At 25.9% G+C, this 20,645-nt stretch carries 24 protein-coding genes and 5 tRNA genes; 25 read left to right on the top strand and 4 right to left on the bottom strand.

Annotated features, from left to right (window positions below; all coding sequences use genetic code 11):
• The first annotated feature begins 14 nt into the window (after window positions 1-14).
• Window positions 15-137 carry a DUF2087 domain-containing protein gene (locus BT993_RS05320; RefSeq protein WP_341860437.1) on the top strand — a complete coding sequence of 41 codons (123 nt, stop codon included), beginning with the start codon at window positions 15-17 and terminating at the stop codon, window positions 135-137.
• Window positions 138-279: 142 nt separating this feature from the next.
• Here BT993_RS05320 and BT993_RS05315 read toward each other — a convergent pair whose 3' ends face one another.
• Window positions 280-726, bottom strand: coding sequence for a PTS sugar transporter subunit IIA (locus BT993_RS05315; protein WP_072593564.1), 447 nt, complete (start codon window positions 724-726; stop codon window positions 280-282).
• 319 nt (window positions 727-1,045) lie between these two features.
• Between BT993_RS05315 and BT993_RS05310 the strand changes: the two genes are divergently transcribed.
• The 4 genes from BT993_RS05310 to BT993_RS05295 are packed head-to-tail and all read left to right on the top strand — an operon-like array spanning window position 1,046 to window position 4,392.
• Window positions 1,046-1,933, top strand: a complete 888-nt coding sequence (locus tag BT993_RS05310) for a metal ABC transporter solute-binding protein, Zn/Mn family (RefSeq protein WP_415669335.1) — start codon at window positions 1,046-1,048, stop codon at window positions 1,931-1,933.
• 11 nt (window positions 1,934-1,944) lie between these two features.
• On the top strand, window positions 1,945-2,655 hold the full coding sequence (locus BT993_RS05305) for a metal ABC transporter ATP-binding protein (protein ID WP_072593562.1): 711 nt from the start codon (window positions 1,945-1,947) through the stop codon (window positions 2,653-2,655).
• On the top strand, window positions 2,648-3,547 hold the full coding sequence (locus tag BT993_RS05300) for a metal ABC transporter permease (RefSeq protein WP_143604274.1): 900 nt from the start codon (window positions 2,648-2,650) through the stop codon (window positions 3,545-3,547). The genes BT993_RS05305 and BT993_RS05300 overlap by 8 nt, the downstream gene beginning before the upstream one ends.
• Window positions 3,544-4,392 carry a metal ABC transporter permease gene (locus BT993_RS05295; RefSeq protein ID WP_072593560.1) on the top strand — a complete coding sequence of 283 codons (849 nt, stop codon included), beginning with the start codon at window positions 3,544-3,546 and terminating at the stop codon, window positions 4,390-4,392. Before BT993_RS05300 ends, BT993_RS05295 begins: the two co-directional genes overlap by 4 nt.
• 37 nt (window positions 4,393-4,429) lie before the next feature.
• On the opposite strand, the gene BT993_RS05290 is transcribed toward BT993_RS05295, so the two are convergent.
• A complete protein-coding gene (locus BT993_RS05290; RefSeq protein ID WP_072593559.1) occupies window positions 4,430-5,422 on the bottom strand; it encodes an NAD(P)-dependent oxidoreductase in 993 nt (330 codons plus the stop codon).
• A gap of 21 nt (window positions 5,423-5,443) precedes the next feature.
• The gene (locus BT993_RS05285) at window positions 5,444-6,505 is read right to left on the bottom strand and encodes an AEC family transporter (protein WP_072593558.1); all 1,062 of its coding nucleotides are present in this window, start codon (window positions 6,503-6,505) and stop codon (window positions 5,444-5,446) included.
• A gap of 92 nt (window positions 6,506-6,597) precedes the next feature.
• Between BT993_RS05285 and BT993_RS05280 the strand changes: the two genes are divergently transcribed.
• The 10 genes from BT993_RS05280 (at window position 6,598) to BT993_RS07205 (ending at window position 13,019) form a co-directional block, all read left to right on the top strand.
• Window positions 6,598-7,146 carry a chromate transporter gene (locus BT993_RS05280; protein ID WP_072593557.1) on the top strand — a complete coding sequence of 183 codons (549 nt, stop codon included), beginning with the start codon at window positions 6,598-6,600 and terminating at the stop codon, window positions 7,144-7,146.
• Complete coding sequence (locus tag BT993_RS05275; RefSeq protein ID WP_072593556.1) at window positions 7,146-7,676, top strand: chromate transporter; 531 nt, start codon at window positions 7,146-7,148, stop codon at window positions 7,674-7,676. The genes BT993_RS05280 and BT993_RS05275 overlap by 1 nt, the downstream gene beginning before the upstream one ends.
• A 178-nt stretch (window positions 7,677-7,854) precedes the next feature.
• Window positions 7,855-7,929, top strand: a tRNA-Glu gene (locus tag BT993_RS05270).
• Between the two features lie 19 nt (window positions 7,930-7,948).
• Window positions 7,949-8,024: transfer RNA gene (locus BT993_RS05265), tRNA-Val, on the top strand.
• Window positions 8,025-8,029: 5 nt separating this feature from the next.
• Window positions 8,030-8,106, top strand: a tRNA-Asp gene (locus BT993_RS05260).
• A gap of 26 nt (window positions 8,107-8,132) precedes the next feature.
• Window positions 8,133-8,208 (top strand) — tRNA-Thr (locus tag BT993_RS05255).
• Window positions 8,209-8,212: 4 nt separating this feature from the next.
• A tRNA-Tyr gene (locus tag BT993_RS05250) sits at window positions 8,213-8,297 on the top strand.
• Window positions 8,298-8,321: 24 nt separating this feature from the next.
• A complete protein-coding gene (locus tag BT993_RS05245; RefSeq protein ID WP_072593555.1) occupies window positions 8,322-8,678 on the top strand; it encodes a YbaB/EbfC family nucleoid-associated protein in 357 nt (118 codons plus the stop codon).
• Between the two features lie 213 nt (window positions 8,679-8,891).
• Window positions 8,892-11,531, top strand: a complete 2,640-nt coding sequence (locus BT993_RS05240; protein WP_072593554.1) for a valine--tRNA ligase — start codon at window positions 8,892-8,894, stop codon at window positions 11,529-11,531.
• A gap of 75 nt (window positions 11,532-11,606) precedes the next feature.
• Window positions 11,607-13,019 (top strand): OmpA family protein, encoded by a 1,413-nt coding sequence (locus BT993_RS07205; protein ID WP_083557400.1) that lies wholly within the window; start codon window positions 11,607-11,609, stop codon window positions 13,017-13,019.
• Window positions 13,020-13,035: 16 nt separating this feature from the next.
• On the opposite strand, the gene BT993_RS05225 is transcribed toward BT993_RS07205, so the two are convergent.
• Window positions 13,036-13,824 carry a type III pantothenate kinase gene (locus tag BT993_RS05225; RefSeq protein WP_072593553.1) on the bottom strand — a complete coding sequence of 263 codons (789 nt, stop codon included), beginning with the start codon at window positions 13,822-13,824 and terminating at the stop codon, window positions 13,036-13,038.
• A gap of 122 nt (window positions 13,825-13,946) precedes the next feature.
• Here BT993_RS05225 and BT993_RS05220 point away from each other — a divergent pair, with 122 nt between their 5' ends.
• From BT993_RS05220 to BT993_RS05175, 10 genes are all read left to right on the top strand, one after another.
• Window positions 13,947-14,321 (top strand): prepilin-type N-terminal cleavage/methylation domain-containing protein, encoded by a 375-nt coding sequence (locus tag BT993_RS05220; protein ID WP_072593552.1) that lies wholly within the window; start codon window positions 13,947-13,949, stop codon window positions 14,319-14,321.
• A complete protein-coding gene (locus BT993_RS05215) occupies window positions 14,318-14,728 on the top strand; it encodes a prepilin peptidase (protein WP_072593551.1) in 411 nt (136 codons plus the stop codon). The genes BT993_RS05220 and BT993_RS05215 overlap by 4 nt, the downstream gene beginning before the upstream one ends.
• Window positions 14,729-14,735: 7 nt before the next feature.
• Entirely contained in the window at window positions 14,736-15,101 is a 366-nt protein-coding gene (locus tag BT993_RS05210) for a hypothetical protein (RefSeq protein WP_072593550.1), read from the top strand.
• Window positions 15,091-15,498 carry a hypothetical protein gene (locus BT993_RS05205; RefSeq protein WP_072593549.1) on the top strand — a complete coding sequence of 136 codons (408 nt, stop codon included), beginning with the start codon at window positions 15,091-15,093 and terminating at the stop codon, window positions 15,496-15,498. Before BT993_RS05210 ends, BT993_RS05205 begins: the two co-directional genes overlap by 11 nt.
• Complete coding sequence (locus BT993_RS05200; RefSeq protein WP_072593548.1) at window positions 15,495-15,707, top strand: hypothetical protein; 213 nt, start codon at window positions 15,495-15,497, stop codon at window positions 15,705-15,707. Before BT993_RS05205 ends, BT993_RS05200 begins: the two co-directional genes overlap by 4 nt.
• Entirely contained in the window at window positions 15,704-16,636 is a 933-nt protein-coding gene (locus tag BT993_RS05195) for a hypothetical protein (RefSeq protein ID WP_072593547.1), read from the top strand. The genes BT993_RS05200 and BT993_RS05195 overlap by 4 nt, the downstream gene beginning before the upstream one ends.
• Complete coding sequence (locus BT993_RS05190) at window positions 16,611-17,096, top strand: hypothetical protein (protein WP_072593546.1); 486 nt, start codon at window positions 16,611-16,613, stop codon at window positions 17,094-17,096. The genes BT993_RS05195 and BT993_RS05190 overlap by 26 nt, the downstream gene beginning before the upstream one ends.
• A complete protein-coding gene (locus tag BT993_RS05185) occupies window positions 17,093-18,031 on the top strand; it encodes a hypothetical protein (protein ID WP_072593545.1) in 939 nt (312 codons plus the stop codon). Before BT993_RS05190 ends, BT993_RS05185 begins: the two co-directional genes overlap by 4 nt.
• Entirely contained in the window at window positions 18,024-19,028 is a 1,005-nt protein-coding gene (locus BT993_RS05180) for a type II secretion system F family protein (RefSeq protein ID WP_072593544.1), read from the top strand. The genes BT993_RS05185 and BT993_RS05180 overlap by 8 nt, the downstream gene beginning before the upstream one ends.
• Window positions 19,029-19,365: 337 nt before the next feature.
• Window positions 19,366-20,469: an OmpA family protein gene (locus BT993_RS05175; protein ID WP_244147551.1), complete on the top strand. Its 1,104-nt coding sequence runs from the start codon at window positions 19,366-19,368 to the stop codon at window positions 20,467-20,469.
• Window positions 20,470-20,645: the final 176 nt, after the last annotated feature.

Genomic DNA, 20,645 nt, shown 5'->3' with positions numbered 1-20,645 from the left:
TATTATCTCACAACATAAATGAGATATTAAAAGAATATTTTGAAGATTATGTTCTTCTTAGAAGATATTTAGTAGATTTTAAGTACTTGAGTAGAGATAAAAATGGGAAAATCTATAAAAAGGTAGATAATAAATAAGTTAAATTTCAAAAAATATGAGAGTATAAATAAAAGTTATAATAATGGATAATGAATTTAGAACAAAAACTATATAACATAGACACCTTATTTTAAAAAAGACATTATCCATATACTTTTATTTACACTCTCTTTTTAAATATTAATAAATTTGATTTATCAATTTTAAAACTTCATCTTTATTTTCAGAATGTTTTAATATATCTACTTTTTTAGAGTCGATAATATTTCTTGATAAGCTCATTAAAATGTCTATATATAAATCATCATGTCTTGGTTTAACAAGTACGGCACAGATATATTTAACTTTATCTCCCTCTTCGTTCCAAATTAAAGATTTTTTTAAACGTATAAATACAACGGTGTTTTCTAATACCTTGGTACTTTTTAAATGAGGAATTGCGAATTTAGAACCAAGAAAAGTAGTTACTTCACTTTCTTTTTCATGGAATTTTTGTAAAATTCTTTGTGGTTTTTCAACTCTTTCTAATTTCACTAAGTTTTCTACTATGAACTCAAATAACTCATTCTTATTTGAAACTTCTAAATTTTCAAAAAATACTTTTTCATCACATAATTTTATAGACATAGTTATCAACTCCTATTTTTTCTTATATATTACAGTATACCTTGAAAATATATAAGGTCAAATAGATTAAAATATTTTTTAAAAAAAATATAATATGAAATTTGACAAACTCTGCTTTTTATCAAATAATAGTTTGATAAAATAAATATGAATAAATATAAAATTAAAATCACAAGCCTAATATTTATAGGTATATCATAATTTTTAGGGATAATAATTTGATTGACAAAATATTTAAAATGTTGTAATATTAGTTTGATTAAAAAATTATGAAAGAGGTATCAAAATGAAAAATTTAAAACAAATTTTATTAGCATTAATGCTAACAGTATTTGCATTTTCATGTGGTAGTAAAATGGGAGATGCAAACTCTGATGAGGGAAAAATTAAAGTAACAACAACTTTAAATTACTATGTAAATTTACTTGATGAAATAGGTAAAGATAAAGTTAAAGTAACAGGATTAATGGGTGAGGGAGAAGATCCACATCTATATGTTGCTACAGCTGGAGATATTGAAAAATTAGAAAAAGCTGATTTAGTTGTATATGGTGGTTTACATTTAGAAGGTAAAATGGTTGAAATATTTGAAAACTTAAAAGATAAAGCAGTATTAGATTTAGGTGCTCAACTTGATCCTGCAAAATTAGTTGAAGAAGAAAAAGGAGTATATGATCCTCACGTATGGTTCAATACAGAATTTTGGGCAGTTCAAGCAGAAGCAGTTGCTAAAAAATTATCAGAACTTGACCCAGCTAATAAAGATTTCTACATGAATAACTTAGAAGCATACTTAAAAGAATTAGCTGAAGCAACTAAATATGTACAAGATAAAATAAATGAAATACCTGAAAACTCAAGAGTATTAATTACAGCTCATGATGCTTTTGGATACTTTGCAAGTCAATTTGGATTAGAAGTTAAAGCTATACAAGGTGTTTCAACTGATTCAGAAATAGGGACAAAAGAAATAAATGATTTAGCTGATTTCATAGTAGCTAACAAAATAAAGGCAATATTTGTTGAAAGTTCAGTAAACCACAAAAGTATAGAATCACTTCAAGAAGCAGTTAAAGCAAAAGGATTTGAAGTAAAAATAGGTGGAGAATTATACTCAGATTCTATGGGAGATGCAAAAAACAATACTGAAACATATATTAAAACTTTAAAATTTAATGCAGATACTATAGCAAATGCTTTAAAATAGGAAGTAGTGAAATGAAGGTTATAGAAATTAAGGATTTAGTAGTTACTTATGATTTAGAACCTGTACTTGAAAATATTAATCTTGAAATAGAAAAAGGAGATTTAATGGCTTTAGTAGGTCCAAATGGTGCTGGTAAATCAACACTAATTAAGACAATACTAGAGTTTATTAAACCAGTAGTTGGAACTATAAAAATTAATAATAAAGAATATAAGCAAGAAAAGAAAAAAATAGCATATGTTCCACAAAGGGGAAGTGTAGATTGGGACTTCCCCACTACTCTTTTTGATGTAGTAATGATGGGATGTTATGGTAGAGTTGGATTTTTAAAGAAAATACCAAAAGAAGAAAAAGAAAAAGTTAACAATGCAATAAAACAAGTAGAAATGTTAGAATTTAAAGATAGACAAATATCAGAACTTTCTGGTGGACAACAACAAAGAGCATTTCTTGCAAGAGCTTTAGTTCAAGATGCAGAAATATATTTAATGGACGAACCTTTTCAAGGAGTTGATGCTGTTACAGAAAAATCAATAATAAGAATACTTAAAGAATTAAAAAATCAAGGGAAAACTGTAATAGTAGTGCATCATGATTTAAATACAGTGGAAGAATACTTTGATAGTGTTACATTTATAAATAAAAGTATAGTAACTAGTGGTAGTGTAAAAGATGTTTACACTAAAGAAAATATAGAAAGAACATATAGTAGAAATGTTTGATTTATTATTAAGTAGCTATACATTTAAAGTAGTTGCTATAGGATGTAGCTTACTAGGAATGATTAGTGCTATTATAGGGGCATTTGCTGTTTTAAAAAAAGAAAGTTTATTAGGAGATGGAGTTGCACATTCTTCTCTTGCTGGTATTTGTATTGCATTTTTGTTGACGGGTAAAAGAGAATTGTTTGTACTTTTAATTGGAGCATTGATAATGGGTCTTATTTGTGTTTTACTTATACACTATATAGGAACTAATTCTAAAGTTAAATTTGACAGTGCAATAGCTTTAATACTTTCTACTTTTTTTGGATTAGGACTTGTATTATTAACATATTTAAAAAGAGTTCCTGGTGCTAAGAAAGCAGGATTAAGTAATTTCATATTTGGACAGGCTTCAACATTAATATTGAAAGATATATATTTAATAATGAGTGTTGGATTAATATTATTAGTACTAGTAATATTTTTTTGGAAAGAAATTAAAATAAGTATTTTTGATAAAGAATATGCTAAAACTATAGGAATTAATAGTGATAGATATAGATTGTTAGTTTCTGTAATGATAGTAATTAATGTAATTATTGGACTTCAAATAGCAGGAGTTGTACTTATGACTGCTATGATGATATCTCCTGTAGTTGCAGCAAGACAATGGAGTAATAAATTAAATATTGTAGTTATTCTTTCATCTATTTTTGGAGCTATTTCTGGATTTATTGGAAGTTTAAGTTCTAGCTTAAATTCTTCATTACCTACAGGTCCAGTTATAGTGGTTGTGTTATCTATATTTGTAATATTTAGTATTCTTTTCTCTAATAAAAGAGGATTAATATATAGATATATTAATAGAAAAAAATTTGAAAGAGATATAAAAAGGAAGTGGGCAAGATGAGTCCAAGTTTAACAATACTTATTGTAGCTATATTAACAGCTATTTCTTGCTCTGTATTAGGTGTTTTTTTAGTACTTAAAAATATGAGTATGTTGACAGATGCTATTAGTCATACGATATTACTTGGTATAGTACTTTCCTTTTTTATTGCAAAAAGTTTAGACTCGCCATTACTTGTATTAGGTGCAACTTTAATGGGACTAATTACAGTCTATTTAGTAGAATTAATTACAAGTTCAAAATTGGTAAAAGAAGATGCTGCCATAGGTGTAGTTCTATCGTTTCTGTTTTCGATAGCAGTAATTTTAATATCTAAGTATACTGCAAATGTTCATTTAGATATAGATGCTGTATTATTAGGAGAAATAGCGTTTGTGCCATTTTATACTATGGATATTTTTGGTGTAACTATTTCAAGAGCAATAGTTTACGGTTTGATTATATGTACAGTAAACATATTATTTGTTACTATATTTTTCAAAGAATTAAAAATATCTATTTTTGATAAAGCACTAGCATTTTCATTAGGACTTTATCCTAGTTTAATACATTATCTTTTAATGACATTGGTATCTACAACTTCAGTTATATCATTTGAATCAGTTGGTGCTATGTTATTAATATCATTTATGATAGGTCCACCAATTAGTGCATATTTAATTTCCAAAGATATAAAAAGTATGATAATGATTAGTATAATTATAGATATAATTGCATCTATTATAGGTTACTATATTGCAATATATTTAGATATTTCTATAGCTGGTATGATAGCAGTAGTTATAGGTATAATATTTTTATGTGTCTTTAGTTATAGAAAAATTACGAATAAATATTTGATGTAAAGGGGCTGTTCTGAAATAGATAGCCCCATTTATTATTCTATAACTTATTTTTACAATCTCCTGTTGTAATAAATTCTTGTAAATTTTCATAAGTTGTTTCTATCATATTAGTTACAGCCTCATCTGTAAATGAACCAAGATGTGGAGTTAGTAATACTTTAGGATATAGATTTACTAATTCTTCAAATAATTCATTTGGAATATTTTTTCCTGTAAAATCTTTGAAAAATAATTCTGCTTCATTTTCTAAAGTATCTATTCCAGCTCCAGAAAGTTTTCCAGATTTTATTCCATCTATTATTGCTTTAGTACACATAGTTTCTCCACGACCTGTATTAATTAGTATAGAATTATCTTTCATTTTTGAAATAAATTCTTCAGTAACAAGTTTACCATTTTCTTTTATAAATGGAATGTGTAAAGAAATAATATCACTTTCTTTTATTAATGTATCTAAATCTACTTGAGTTACAATATCTTCTACATTTTCTTTTTTAAATACATCATAACCTAATACTTTAGCACCTAAACCATTAAATAATTTAGCAGTTGTAAACCCTATTTTACCTAATCCTATTACTCCTACTGTGCAATTTCTAATTTCTCTTGAAAACATATTAGATGTTACTCTAAAGTCTTTATTAGCACAATTTGAAGTCATTAAAGCTGTATTTCTTAATAACATCATTGCAAGAGTTAGTGCAAGTTCAGCAATCGCATTAGGTGAATAAAATGGAACATAAGCCATTTTCATACCTAACTCTTTAGCATAATTAATATCTATATGATTTACACCAACAGTTCTTGTAAGGATATATTTAACATTACATTCTTTATAAATATCTAAATTTTCTTTTGTAGCCCAGCAATTACCTCTTAATATTACTGCATCATAATCTTTTGCCATTTTTGCAGTTTCCTCAGTATTTAAATATTCTGGGACACAAGTAATTTCAAAATTAAATTTTTTATTTAATTCATGGAAAAATTTTTCCTCAACATCTCTTATACCATAGCATAAAACTTTCATTTATTTACCTCTTTCTATACCCTATATTATTGTAGCTGCATGTGCAGTTGCTAAAACTACTATCCAGAAAATTATTGCAAAAATTGAAATTACAGTATTTACTAATGAAATATTTGATGCAAGTACAGCCTCTTTTTCAAATTTAATTGCATATGCAACTGCAACTGTTGCTGGTGGAGTAGCAAGCATTATTACTATTGCAACTATAGCCTCATAAGTGAAAGTTATACCAACTTTATTTAAAACTATTAAAATTATGAAGAATAATGCAGGGATTAATAATAATTTGTATCCAGCATAAACTATAGTAAGTTTTTCTTTAATAGCTTCTTTTAATGATATTTGTGCTAAAGTCATACCTATAGCAAGCCATGCAAGAGGAGATGATAAAGTTGCTAAGTAATTGATACCATTAAATAGCCAAGGTAAAGTTTTATCTATTCTAAAAATAGAAATACTTTTAGCTATCATTTCTCCAGTTTTTGCATCTTTAATCATTATGCTAGTTTGTGGCATAGATGATTGGAATATCCATAAAAACAATCCTAAGAATGTAGCGATAATTATAGGGTTAGCAAAAATTTGTTTTAAGTTTTTTCTGTCAAATTTTGCTCCACTCATAACTATTAGTGCAAAAGAATATAGGAAAACTCTATAAGCAATATTAAATACATTTGCATAAAGAGTACCCTCATTACCAAGTAGTCCATTTATTATAGGAATACCGAAGAAAGTAGTAGATCCAAAAGCAGTTAATACAACTAATGAGTCTTTTAAATCTCCTTTTTTATTTGCATATAATATATAACCTAATACAATTAAAACTATATATGCAACAAAACCAAATACTAATACATTTATTCCAGTAGTATAAGTTTTCTCATTTATATCAGCTAAGAAAGCTTTAAAAGCTAACGCTGGTAGAGCAGAACTTAATAAAATTGAACTTAATACTTTAGAAGCATGTTCGTTTACTATTTTCTTTTTTCTTAAATAATACCCTAGTAGAATAATAAAAATTGTTGAAAAGATAGCTGATAAAAATTTATCATTTAATACTACCTTTAAGTTTTCTAATAACATTTTAATCCCTCCGTTTTTAAATTAACGGTTAATTTTAACATGTTAAATTGTAAAAATCAAGCATAGATGATATAATAATAGAGGTGATGAAAATGAAAAAAATAAGTTATTTTGAATTGTTTAAGATTTTGTTTATTATAAATTCCATTACATTTGGAGGAGGTTATACAATAATTCCAATAATTAAAGATGAATTTGTTGAAAAAAATAAGGTTATAACAAATGATGAGATGCTAAAAATAATAACTCTAGCACAATCTATACCTGGTGTTATGACTATTTCTACATCATTTTTAGTAGGTTATTATTCTTTAGGGTTATTAGGAGCGATAATAGCTGTTATTGCATCGGTATTACCTTGTATTATAGTTATATCTTTTATAGCATTTAGCTATAGTAAATTTATAGGAAATATATATATGCAAAAAATGCTTAAAGGAATAAGTGGAGCAATAATAGCTTTACTATTTTATACTGTATATAATATGTTTATAAATCAATTGAGTTATAAGAAAAAATATTTTTATTTAACTGTAAACGTATTGGTGCTTGTACTTTCATTAATTTTTAAACTTGAATTAATATATATTTTAGTTATATGTGGATTCTTAGGTATTTGGAAAAATAGAGGTGAGGATTAATGCTATTAAATTTATATACATCATTTTTTAAAATAGGAATGTTTGCCTTTGGTGGAGGCTATGTTATACTTCCTTTAATAGAAGAATTTATAGTAAAAAGATACTCATGGATTACAAGTTCTACATTAGTAGATATAATATCTATTTCTCAAATAACTCCTGGACCCATTGCTATAAATGCAGCAACATTTATAGGTATGAATAATTTAGGGATAATTGGAGCTATAATTGCAACCCTAGGTGTTATTAGCCCACAAATCATATTATTAATGCTGTTTATAAAATACATAGGATTAGAAAATAAGGAACTAGTAAAAATTATTGATGGAATAAAACCAGCAACTATATCCCTTATTTTAATAGCTACAATAAATATATTTAAAAAGAGTATATTTGTAGATTTTGCATCTTCATATAAAGTAGAATATGTATCAGTAATATGTTTTGTTTTAGCAGTTATATTATTAAAATATAAATTTAAAATGAGAAATATAATTTTTATATGTGCCTTAATTTCATTAGTAATATAGTTGTTTTTTAAATTATATTCTAAAGTTTTAAGATTATAAATTTAAAAGTAAGTGAAAATATATTTTTTGCAAAAAGTAAAAAATTGAAAAAAATGAAAAAAAATACTTGACTTTATTTTAAGCATATGATATTATAATCCTTGTCAGTAGATGACAAACAACAAGCTTAAAATAGTTTGGGCCCTTCGTCTAGTGGTCAGGACATTAGGTTTTCATCCTAAAAACAGGAGTTCGATTCTCCTAGGGCCTACCAAATTAAATTAGCTGTAAATGGTCGCATAGCTCAGTTGGGAGAGCACCTGCCTTACAAGCAGGGGGTCACTGGTTCGAGCCCAGTTGTGACCACCATTTATGGAGGTGTAGCTCAGTTGGTTAGAGTGCTTGCCTGTCACGCAAGATGTCGCGAGTTCGAGTCTCGTCACTTCCGCCATTCTTTTAAAAACAATTTATATATTTGCCGCTTTAGCTCATTAGGTAGAGCAGCTGACTTGTAATCAGCAGGTGATTGGTTCGAATCCGATAAGCGGCACCATCGTGGCGAGATACCCGAGTGGCCAAAGGGAGCAGACTGTAAATCTGCCGGCTCAGCCTTCGAAGGTTCGAATCCTTCTCTCGCCACCATTTTTTTATAGTCTAGGAGGAAAGATGGTTAGAAAGTTAAAAACAACACAATCAGGTGTAAATAGCCAATCAGATTTAATTAGAAAAGCCCAAGCTATGCAAGAGAAAATGTTACAAATTCAAGACGGATTAAAAGACTTGTTTGTAGAAGAATCTGTTGCTGGTGGGTTAGTTAAAGTAAAGGCGAATGGTCAAAAAAACATAGTTGATATAAAAATTTCTTTAGATATTATAAACGACGCATCAGAAGATGAAAATGCAGATGAATTATCAGCTTTAGTATTATCAGCAATTAATGGAGCAATAAAGAAAGCTGAAGAATTAGCTGAAAGAGAAATGAGTGTTGTTACAGGTGGAGTAAGTATTCCAGGATTATTTTAAATTTAAATAATAAATATAATATATTTGGACTCGAGATTTCTCGAGTCTTTTTCTTGTAAAGAATTATTAATTGTGATAAAATATATAATTAGAGGACACTTGAACATATGTTTTATTATAATTTAAATCTATATAAAAGTAAGATGTTAAATAAAATATAATAAATATGATATAAATAATATATATTGAAGCTATTTAAGGAGGAATATTGATATGGATAAATACAATCCACTTGATATAGAACAAAAATGGTATAAAATATGGGAAGAAAAAGGATATTTTAAACCATCAAAAGATGATGAAAAACCAGCGTATAGTATAGTTATTCCACCACCAAATGTAACAGGAGTTTTACATATGGGACATGTTTTAAATAATACTATACAAGATGTTGTAATAAGATATAAGAGAATGAAAGGTTATGATACTTTATGGCAGACTGGAACAGATCATGCTGGTATTGCAACTCAAAATGTAGTAGAAAGAAAACTTGCTGAATCTAACTTGAGAAAAGAAGATTTAGGTAGAGAAGAATTTATTAAACAAGTTTGGGAATGGAAAGAAAAACATGGTGGTATCATAACTAAACAACAAAGAAGAATAGGGAATTCTGTTGATTGGGAAAGAGAAAGATTTACCATGGACGAGGGTCTTTCAGAAGCAGTTAAAGAAGTATTTGTTAATCTATATAATCAAGGACTGATATATAAAGGGGAATACATGGTAAATTGGTGTCCTAGATGTACTACGGCACTTGCAGATGATGAGATAAACCATATAGATAAAGAGGGAAACATATGGGAAATTAAGTATCCATTAAAAGATGAAGATGGATATTTAATAGTTGCAACTACAAGACCAGAAACTATGTTAGGTGATACAGGAATAGCAATAAATCCTGAAGATGAAAGATACATACATTTAATTGGTAAAATGGCTATTTTACCATTAATGAACAGAGAAATTCCTATAGTTGCAGATAGTTATGTTAATAAAGAGTTTGGAACAGGAGTAGTTAAAATGACTCCAGCACATGACCCTAACGATTTTGAAGTTTCAAAAAGAACTGGACTTAAAATAATTAATGTATTTACAGAAAATGGTAAAATAAATGAACTTGGTGGTAAATATCAAGGAATGGATAGATTTGAGGCAAGAAAAGCAGTCTTAAAAGATTTAGAGGAACTTGGACTTTTAGTAGGTGTAAAAAAACATAATCATGCAGTAGGACATTGTTATCGTTGTAAAACAGTTGTAGAACCAAGAATATCTGATCAATGGTTTGTAAAAATGGAACCATTAGCTAAAAGAGCTTTAGAAGTTGTTAAAAATGGAGAAATTAAATTAACACCTAAAAGAATGGAAAAAAGATATTACAACTGGTTAGAAAATATTAGAGATTGGACTATAAGTCGTCAAATTTGGTGGGGGCATAGAATACCAGCTTATTACACGCCTAATAATGATTTAATTGTAGCTAAAAATCTTGATGATGCTAAAAAAATATGTGTTGAAAAGTTTGGAGAGGAATTACCGTTAAGAGAAGAAACAGATGTATTAGACACATGGTTCTCATCAGCACTTTGGCCTTTTTCTACTATGGGTTGGCCTAAAAAAACAAAAGATTTAGAAAGATATTTCCCAACAGATTTATTAGTTACAGGAGATGACATAATATTCTTCTGGGTAGCACGTATGATAATGATGAGTTTACATTTCTTAGATACTATACCATTTAAAGAAGTGTATTTCACGGGGATAATAAGAGATGAAATAGGTAGAAAAATGTCTAAGTCTTTAGGTAATGCACCTGATACTTTAGCTATTCTTGATAAATATGGTTCAGATGCAGTTAGATTTAGTTTTATGTATAATACAAGTCAAGGACAAGATATACTGTTTTCTGAAAAATTACTTGAAATGGGTCTAACTTTTGCAAACAAAATATGGAATGCTTCTAAGTTTGTAATTTCAAATTTAGAGGGATTTAAAGAAGACATTTCTATACTTGATTTAGACTTTAAATTAGAGGATCAATGGATATTATCTAAATTACAATTAGCATCAAGAAATATTAATAAAGAAATGGAAGAATATAATATAGACTCATCGGCTAAGATAGCTTATGAATTCTTTAAAAATGATTTTTGTGATTGGTATTTAGAAATAGCTAAAACAAGAATTTATGGTGTAGATGAAAATGATATTGATAGACAAACTGCACAATGGATATTAAGACATGTACTTGATAATGGACTTAGATTATTACACCCATTTATGCCTTTTGTAACAGAAGAAATATGGCAAAAAATTAAATCTTATGGTGAGAGTATAATGTTAGTTGAATATCCAGAAGAAGATAAAGGATTACTAAACTTAGAAGTTATTAAAGAATTTGATTACTTAAAAGAAGTTGTATCATCAATAAGAAATATTAGGGCTGAAAATAATATATCTCCAGCAAAGAAAATAGAGATAATTATTGATAGTGAAGATGAAAATGAAAAAACTTTATTATTAAATAACCTTAAAGTATTAGATAAACTTGCTAATGTTGAGGGAGTTGCTATTTTAACAGAAGTACCTAAAATGGCTGGATTTAGAGTTGTGGGTAACACAAAGGTTTATGTTTCACTAGACGGTTTAATAGATGTTGATAAAGAAATTGAAAAATTAAATAGAGAGATAGAAAAAGTTAAAAAAGAGCTTGAAAAAACATTGAATAAATTATCTAATGAAACCTTTATTTTGAAAGCACCTAAGGCAGTAATTGATAAGGAAAATGCTATAAAAAATGAGTTAGAAAAGAAACTTGAAAATTTTTGCAAAAACATGAGTTTGTATAAAAAATAGTGGACTTTTCACCTAAAATGTAGTATAATGTTGATGAGAATATATAAAAAGGAAAAGAAAATTAGGAGGATAGTGATGAAGAAGTTTTTTTTAATTTTAACTGCATTAACAGCTTTAAATGCTGCTGCTGGAGTTGAATTACAAATTAAAGGTGGTTACGATGTATTCAGAAGACAATCTGAAAATAATAAATTCTTTAATAGCCAATCTACAGACCTTGAAAGAGGATTTGTAATAAATGTTGAGTTATTTCCGATTAATCAATATAAGGTTGAGTTAGGGGTAGGTGCAGAGTATAATTTTTCTGATAAAACAGCAGGATATGGTTATCAAAAACACTCAGATGTAACAATGCCAAATAATGGTGCCAATACCGATAGATATCATCATGTACCAGTATATGCTGTGGTTAAAGCAAATGTATTACAATTAGAAACAGGAGATGCTCCTCTTGCTATAGTTGGTAAATTGGGATATGGTTTTGTAAGAAAACATGCAAATGTTAGTAATAAAGGAACTGGAGGATTATACTACGCAGTAGGATTAAATGGAGAATATGGTCCATTTGTTGTTGAGGCATTAGCATCAAGAACACACGTAATGGTAGTTGATACTGCTAGCAGTACTCCTGCTAGTGCAGCAGCTGCTCCAGCGGCATCGAATGATTTAATGAAAAAATCAAATGTTATAAATAAAGTTGGTATAACAGCAGGATTAAGATTAGGTCAATTAAAAAAAGTTGTTGAAGAACCTGTATTACCAGTTGAACCAGTTAAACCTGAAGTTAAACCAGAACCAAAACCAGAAGTTATAGAAAAAATAGTTGAAAAAATAGTAGAAGTTCCAGTAGAAGTAATAGTTGAGAAAATAGTGGAAGTTCCAGTGGAGAAAATTGTTGAAAAAATAGTAGAAGTACCAGTGGAAAAAATAGTAGAAAAAGAAAAGATAGTAGAAAAAGAAAAAATAGTTGAAAAAGAAGTACCAGTTGAAAAGATAGTTGAAAAAGAAAAAGAAGTTATAAAAGAAGTTGAGAAAGAAGTAGAAAAAGAAGTTGAAGTTCCAATTTATATCAAACCTCAAATTAAGAAAATTGAATTAAGTGCAAATGCTTTATTCAAGTTTGATAAATATAAATTAGAGGATATGTTAGAAAAAGGTAAAATGGAAATCCAAGAACTAGTTAAAAAATTATCAACAGATTATGTAAGATTAGATAGAATAGACATAATAGGGCATACTGATAGATTAGGAAGCGACAGTTATAACTTAGCTTTAGGATTAAGACGTGCTCAAACAGTTAGAGCTTACTTACAACAATTAGGAGTAACTACTCCAATTACTGTTGCAAGTAAAGGTGAAAGAGAGCCTAAGGTTAAATGTCCAGGATCTAAAGCTACAGCTAAATTAAAACAATGTCTATTACCAAACAGACGTGTTGAAATTAACTTAACTGGATTAGAAGTTAGATATTTAGAAGAAAATAAATAGTAAATTAAAAGCAGGATTAATTCCTGCTTTTGCTTTTTATATATTTATAAAATTCAAATATTCCGTCTTCACATAGATTTGGCTTATATTCATCAATAAAATCTTTAAGATCTTCTGTAATTATTTTTCCTTGTCCACCAGTTGAAACTATATATGAATTAGGATATATATTTTTATACTGATTGATTAATTCTTTTATAGCACCAATATTAGAATAATATATACCTATATTGATTTGTGTAACTGTTGTGTTTCCAAGTACTTCATTTGGTTTTTCAAAAGTAATTTTAGGTAATTTAGCAGTATTTTGAAATAGTGCATTTATAGATAAATCTATACCTGGAAGTATTGCACCACCAAGATATTTATTATCTTTTATAACCTCAAAAGTAGTTGCAGTTCCAAAATCTATTATTATACATTCATTATCTTTTATATATTTTTTCATAGCAAGTATAGTTGCGATTCTATCTGCTCCTAAATTTCTTTCAGTATTAGTAGTAAATGTAAGTAAATTCTCATCAATGTTATCTACATTTAATATATATGGTTCACAGTTAAAATATTTTTTTGCTAGATAGTTAAAAATATTATTTAAATGTGGCACAACTGATGAATATATAACATCATCTATTTTATTTAAATCTATTTTCTTAAAATCACATAAAGTTTTTAGTGTAGCATATAAAGTATCTTCAGTTAAATTTGCTTTACTAGGAATTCTAAATTTTTCTAGTATTTTACCATTGTCATCATATATTATTGGACAAATATGTGTATTTCCAATATCAAAACCAAGTATCATTTCATCACCTCTAATATATTCTAACAAATTGCAAATTAAAAGTAAAATAATTAAATAAAAATTAAAAAATAATTGACAAAATAAAATTTAAGGAGTAGAATAGGAATATAAAAGGAGGGGATATGAGAAAGAAAAAGAATAAAGGTTTTACCTTAATAGAAATTATTACTGTTATAGCTATTATTGGAATACTTGCTAGTATTTCAGTTCCTAAAATTAGTAAATATATAGATAAGGCTAATGAAACTAAGATATTTTCAGCAGTATCTGAATTAAATAATTTATATATACTCATGAATTTAGATGGAAAAAATGATGCTGATATATATAAGGTGTTGGGGGAAGCAGAAAATTTAGGAGTAAATATTAATAGTGGGAGTAATAATTTTACTGTAGGGAGGTTTAAAGGGGAATTTTTAATTGAAAATGAAAAAATCATTGCAAATGTAACAGAGCCAGAAATTGCCACATATACTATTAGTGGTAAAAGAAAATGATATATGTCACTTATTTATTATTGCTATATATCTCATATATAGATTTTGTTGAGGGCTATATATATGATAGAGATCTTATTGTATTATCCATATTTTTATATCTTTCTACTAGTAGTGGGTTTTATAGTAGCTATATAGGTATGGGTATTTTTACTCTACCTTTCTTTATATTATGGATATTAGAATCATATTTTAATTTTGAAATTATAGGTATGGGAGATATTAAATTAATGCTTGTATTTGGTATGTATTTTGGAATGAAAGATATGTATTTTCTTTTGACATTTTATGAAGTAATGTATTTTAGCTCTTTGATTTATTCTTTAATTTTAAGAAAAAAATATATACCATTTGCTCCGGCTATGTGTTTTTCTTTTATTATACATGATTTAGGAGTATGTAATTAGGAGACAAATGAAAAATAAGGGGGAGATGTTAATAGAAACAGTATTTTCAAGTTTGATTTTTGTAATTATTTTATTAGCAAATATATATGTAATTAGAAATATACATGTTATAGAAAAAAAGCAAAGTGATAAGTTAAAAGATATGATAAATTTACATAATATATTAGTGGATATAAAAGGGTGTAGTGAGGAAAAAATTAAAAGTTTAGTATGTGATAAATGTGTGTTTGATAATTCATCTGATTTTACTAATTATTTAGGAATTGATGATTATGAAATTAATGGAAAAATATTCTTTGAGCTATATATTGATAGAGGTGTAGCTTTTGTTAGTATAAATAATTTAAAGGATTTTATTTTAATTGAAAAATAGAGGACAAATACTTTTAGATTATTTGCTAGCTATGATATTTTTTTCAACACTACTTTTATTTATAAATAGGAATTTATTATTATTTGTTAATCTTCAAAATACTGTTTTAAAAAATGAGATAGAAATATATTCTGCAAGTAGTAGTTTGATAAGAAAAATTAGGACTAGAGATGTAGGATATGATAAAAGAAATTTAGATATATATGTTAATAATAAGGTTATTAAATTTGGAGATAAAGGACAAGAGGTAATAATTAGATGCAGGGATAAAGATGTTTATGCAAATAGGAAGAGAATTATAAAAGGGGCGACGTGTAATTTTAAATATGAATCAGGGGTACTGGAAATTAATTTAAAAAAAGATGAAACTGAGATTACGAGGAGGGTTAAATTGTGAAAAATAAGGGGATAAGTTTAATTTATGTTATGCTATTTTCAAGTGTAATGTTATTTATAGTTTCAACTATTATGATATTTAGTGTTGAAAAAAATAATACTATAGACTTATTATTAAATGAGAAATATAGTAAAAATATGCTTGAAAAAGAATTGATGAGAAATAAGATTAGAATAGTTGATGATATTGATAGAAGTGATATAGCTTGAAAAAATATATTACACTTTTAATTCTTGATAGGATATATATAAGGCTTGATGATGTAGAATATATTTTTAATTATGATGATGTATTTTTAGATATGCTAGATGGATTAGAAGAATTAAATGTTTCAAGTAATGCAGAAATTTATGTGATACTTGGTATGGAAATAATTGGAATAGAAAAAAGAGTTGATAATGGCATTGTAAGAAAAATAAGGAATATATTTAGTAATACATATAGGCTTAAAGAGATATATAGTATTTTTGAAATTATAGATAAAAATACAATAATATTACTAAAAGATTTTTCTATTAAAATTGGTAAAAATATTGAAAAAATTGAATTTAGTTTAGAAGATTTTGAAGAAAATCAAGATTTTTATGGATACACTTTATTAAAAGGTAATGAAGATATTAAAGAATATATTTTTGATAAAGATATAAGTGAAATTAGAAAGAATAATATTAGGGATATGCTTTTAAAAATCATACCTTATTCATTATTGTTAATACCTATTTTTATTTATATATATTTTATTAAAGCATTTGATGTTAGTAGTCTTAATAATGAAATTTCTTTTTTAGAAGATAAAATAGTTGATTTAAAAGAAAATAATTTAAAAGAAATGGATTTTAGAGATAGTGAGGCTTTATTAAATTTTGAAGAATTTAAAAAAATGAAAAAACCATTTAAAAAACCCTTTTATATGGACATAGAATTTTTTTTAACTAGTAGTAGATTTGGACTAAGTTATACTGAACTTTCATTTATTAATGATGTTTGGACAATAAAGGGTAATGTAGATAATTTTAAAGGGTTAGAAAGTTTTGAAAAATCCTTGAAAAAATATTTTGATGAATATAGTGTTATAGAACTTAAAGATAAAAATGAAGGAATATCTTTTGTGTATGAAATTAAAGAAAGAAAATCTTAAATATATTTTGATAGTATTTGCTTTGCTATTATCCATATATTTAAGTTATGAAAATATGAATGAATATTATATAAAAAAGGATAAAATAACACTATTAAATGATGAAATAGAAGAAATTGGAAAAATAGATAAATCATATGAAAAAATTGAAGTACAAAGAGATGATGAAATAGATAAAATAGTAGTTACAGATAATGATTTTTTAAAATCCATTTTCTATTTTTCAAATTATTCTAATTTAAGATTAGTGGATAGTTCTAAACCCATAATTAAAGAAAGAGATGAATTTTATGAAAGAGTTAATGTTGTTTTTAAGATGAGTGGAAGTTTAGTAAATTTTTATGAATTTTTGCAATATATATTTTATTCAGATATTTTTATTGATAATAGAGATGTGCATATGATATTAAATGGTGAATATTTTGAAATATCTTTAGGATATTATAGGAGAAAATTATGAAAAAGTTATTTTTATTCTTTACATTACTAACTTTTTCAGAAAATAGGTATATAAGTAATGAAAATATGAAAAAGATTAAATTGTATAATGAAAAGAAAGTTGAAAGAAAAAATAAGGTAGTAAAACAAGCAGAAGAAGTATATGAAATATTAAAAATTCAAAATATATCTGAAAATGAAATCTTAAAACTTGATGGAACTTTTGATGTTAAGATAAAAAAAGTTGGAGAAAAGTATATATTATCTGGAGAAAAAAAGAATATTTCTAAGCTTAAACTTATGATATATAGTATTGATAAAATTAAAAAGCAAGTGATAATTAAGATGAATGTCATAGACACATCTATTTCACTTTTTGATAGATTTGGTTTGAATTTAAAACTTGAGGAAAATAAGAATGATGATTTAGTTGCTAAGTTTTTAGAAAATAAATTATCTCTTAGTAATTTACTTAATCTAGGGGGAAGTAAATTAGGATTAGATGTAGAAGCCTTAAAGCAGAGTGGAGATATGTATATTAAAAGTTTTCCAAGTATAATGGTTTTGGATAATAGTGAGGGAGAGATAAGAATAACAGATGAATTATTTTTTAAAGCGTCAGAGAAAAAGATACAAAGTAGTGAAGCAGGACTCATATTTAAAATTAAACCAAGGATAATAACTAAAGGATATAAAGAGTTTGTAGAACTTGAAATATATTCAGAAATGTCTAGTTTTAAAAGTGAGAAAGTTAGAAGTAAAAATATATTAAATACTAAGGTTTTACTTAAAAATAGGAGTAATACCTTTATTTCTACTGTGGGTAGAGAAAGTAAAAGTATTAATGTATCTAGTCCAAGTATTCCGATTTTCTCAACATTATTTAGAAAAAAGAGTAAAAATAAGGAAAAGAGAAATATTTATGTTGAAGTAGAGGTAGAAATACTTAATGAATAAAGTAAAATTTAGAAAGGAAATAGTAAGTAGATTAGAAATTCTATTAAGAAATGAAATAGATATTATTGATAGTGTAAATGTTTTATGTAATATATATGTAGGAAAAGAAAAAGAGAAATTACTTAGATTAAAGAAAGATTTAGAAAAAGGAAAGACTTTAAGAGAGAGTTTTAAGAATATTAACAACAATAAAGAATTTTTAAGTTACATTTCTATAGTAGAAAAAACTGGTAATATACAACAGGTATTTAATATTCTTAAAGAAAAATATGAATTTGAAGATAATATATTAAAGGAAATTATGAATATTATTAGTTATCCTGTCATATTACTACTTACATCTTTCATAATATTGTTAGTTATGATGTTGACAATAGTTCCAAAATTTGTAGAAATTTATAAGGATTTAAATGCAGAATTACCTTTACTTACAAAAATATTAATATCGATTTCAGATAAAATAATTAAGTATAATATTTTAATTATTCTTATATTTTTAATATTATTTCTATTTATTAGATACTTTATAAACATAAATAGATATATCATTGATAAATATAAGTTTAATATTAAAATTTATAGAGATATTTTTTTGATGAGGTATATACAAGGAGTTTATGTGCAATTAAAATCAGGTATAGATTTTTATGATGCAGTAAAAAATTTAAATATAGTAGAAAATGACTATTTTATATATGAAATGGATAAGATAATAAAAAAGATATCTAAAGGGACACCTTTGAAGAAAATATATGTTAATAAAAAGATATTTGATAATGAATTTACATCTATAATAAATATTGCAGAAAAAACGGGAGATTTAGCAAATAGCTTTGAAAACCTATATTTAATCTATTCTAATAAAGTTAGTTCTAAAATAAAAATTATACTAAAATTATTAGAACCTATAAGCATAATAGTTATAGCACTATTAATAGGTGGTGTGTTAGTATCTTTAATGTTGCCGTTATTAAATGTAGGTGAAATGATAATTTGATGAAATTTGGAAGAAAATGTGGGATAAATATTGAAAAAAATGTTAGGGAAAATCTTGAGAAAATGTTGGGAAATGTTGGGGAAAATGTGATTTGATAAAGTAAGTATAAAATATGGATTAATAAGAAAATATAGATATATTTTAAAATTAAAGTTAAAAGAGGAAGATTTTTAAATCTTTTATGGGAGATAAGAGAATGATTGGATTAACTAAAAAAGAGAATATTTTGTTTGAGGTTTAGTAGGTCTAAGATATTAGTTGATTTAATTAAAATGATTTATTTAAGATTTTATTTAATAGGGGGATAAAAAGGGTATAGTATATGTTTAAAAAAATTATGAGATTATTTATTAATAAAAAAATAGAAATAGAAAAAGAAATGATTTGGTTGTTGAGGGTATTTATAACTATATCTATATATTTTTTAGGAAACATTTCCTATTCTGTTGAAGATGTAAATTATAGTGAAAGAAAAGAGTTTGAAAAAATATATGATTGGATAAAAAATATGAGAGATATAGATAAAAATGTTGAACTTGATATGAGTATAGGGAATGTAGGAGGATATAAGATAGCTACAATTCCACATTTGAAAAAAATATTACAGATTAAGTCTAATAAAGATGCCTCTAATCTTGATAGTGAAGATGTTATTAAATGGAGGAAAAAATTAGGTATTAAGGATTATGAAAATGATAATTTAAATAAAAAACAATTTAATGATTTAAGTAATAAAATAAATATTGCTAATTCTGGAGTTGCAAGTGCTTTAGCTACAGCATCAACTTTAAAGAATTTAGGAAATGGAAAGCATACTATTTCAGGTTCGGTAGGATATTATGGTAAAGAGGGAGCAGGAGCTATTGCTTATTCTACTCATTATAAGAACTTTGGATTTTTAGCTAATGTTTCATTTAATAGTAGATTAGAATTTGGAACAGGAATCGGAATATCATATACATTTGGAAAAGATGAGGGTAAAGATATAAAAAATGTTGCATCTTCAATTATTGTTAAAGATGATAAAATTAAAGATGATGAAAAAATTAATGAGTTAGAAAATAAAATTGAGCTATTAACAGCTTTAATTGTGAATATAGAGAAAAATCAAAATAAGGAAATTAAAGAAGTATACTATATTTCAGAATTTGATTCAGGGAAATTTGTTTTAAAAGAAGAACATAAGAATACAATTGATAGTTTAATTTCTGAATTAAAAGATAAAGAAATTATAGTTGTTGGTTATACAGATACTGATGGAAATGATAAATATAATCTGGATTTAGGATTGAATAGAGCTAATTCAGTTAAAGTGTATTTAGAAACTAAAGGAGTTAAAGTTAAAGAAATTAGAAGTTCTGGGTTTAATGAATTGGTTAGAGATAATAAGACCTTGGAAAATAAGGCGTTAAATAGAAGGGTAGAGATTATAGTTAAGTAATTTTTCGTTGGATTTTTTTCTTTTTTAATATTATATATATGTTATTGTTCGTGGATATACAGTTATTTTACATCTTTATCTTATATGTTATAACCCTGTATATCCTATTTTTTCAGTTATTTTTTGGACATTTACTTTTGGAATTTAGGGAAATAATAAAAAAGTAAAAAAAGTAC

Origin of the sequence: Streptobacillus ratti (assembly GCF_001891165.1) — a bacterium.
Taxonomy (GTDB): Bacteria; Fusobacteriota; Fusobacteriia; order Fusobacteriales; family Leptotrichiaceae; genus Streptobacillus; species Streptobacillus ratti.
The sequence above is the reverse complement of the archived record's forward strand: the minus strand, read 5'-3'. Positions and strand labels throughout refer to the sequence as shown.